General features: G+C 71.3%; 1 protein-coding gene and 1 pseudogene. Both read right to left on the reverse strand.

Annotation, left to right across the window (positions count from 1 at the left end; all coding sequences use genetic code 11):
- Positions 1 to 202: pseudogene (locus tag FVW20_RS18005) on the reverse strand (futalosine hydrolase); the annotation flags it as partial.
- A 95-nt stretch (positions 203 to 297) separates the two neighbouring features.
- Positions 298 to 447 (reverse strand): hypothetical protein, encoded by a 150-nt coding sequence (locus FVW20_RS18010; protein WP_196610663.1) that lies wholly within the window; start codon positions 445 to 447, stop codon positions 298 to 300.
- Between the last annotated feature and the right edge of the window lie 187 nt (positions 448 to 634).

Raw genomic sequence — 634 nt, forward strand, 5'->3', positions numbered from 1 at the left:
CGCCCAGTACCCGGCCCAGCGACAGGGCCGCGTTGACCGGCCCCACGCCGGTGACCAGCAGCAGACAGTTGCGCCCGTTGACGGGCGAAGGGCAGGCCTCGCCCGGTCCGGGCAGGGCGCAGCCCACGCGGCCCCGCCCGTTGAAGCCGGTGAGTACGGCCTTCATTTCACGGGTGGTGGCGGTGGCGATGACGAGACTCATGCGTGAAGGCTGTCCATGGACGGCGCGGGTGCGCCGGGTGTGTCGTTGTTTCGTTTCCCGGGGGCAGGGCCTCCGGAGGAAGATGGTCCCCGGGCCTATCGTTTTCGCAGCAGCAACCGCAAGTGCCCCTCGGCGGTGGCGCACGGCATGCCCACCACATCTGCCTGCCGGATGCGGGCGATGTGCCGCGCGCTGCCCATCTGGCTGGGCGCGATGTCCAGCAGCAGTTGCCCGCCCGCAGGCATGGACCGCAGAAGCGAACTCGCTTCCTGAAGGCCCCGTCAGCAGTCGTCCCAGCACAGCACCACCGGCACGTCGCGCGGGGGCAGTTCGCACAGCAGGGTGCCGCGCGGAATGCCGGGCATCAGCGCGCAGGCGGGGCCGGTGCGCGGATCTTCCGCCGCGCCCCTGTCGTCGGCCTGTTTCCCTTCC

The organism is Nitratidesulfovibrio oxamicus, assembly GCF_015731765.1.
Taxonomy (GTDB): Bacteria; Desulfobacterota; Desulfovibrionia; order Desulfovibrionales; family Desulfovibrionaceae; genus Cupidesulfovibrio; species Cupidesulfovibrio oxamicus.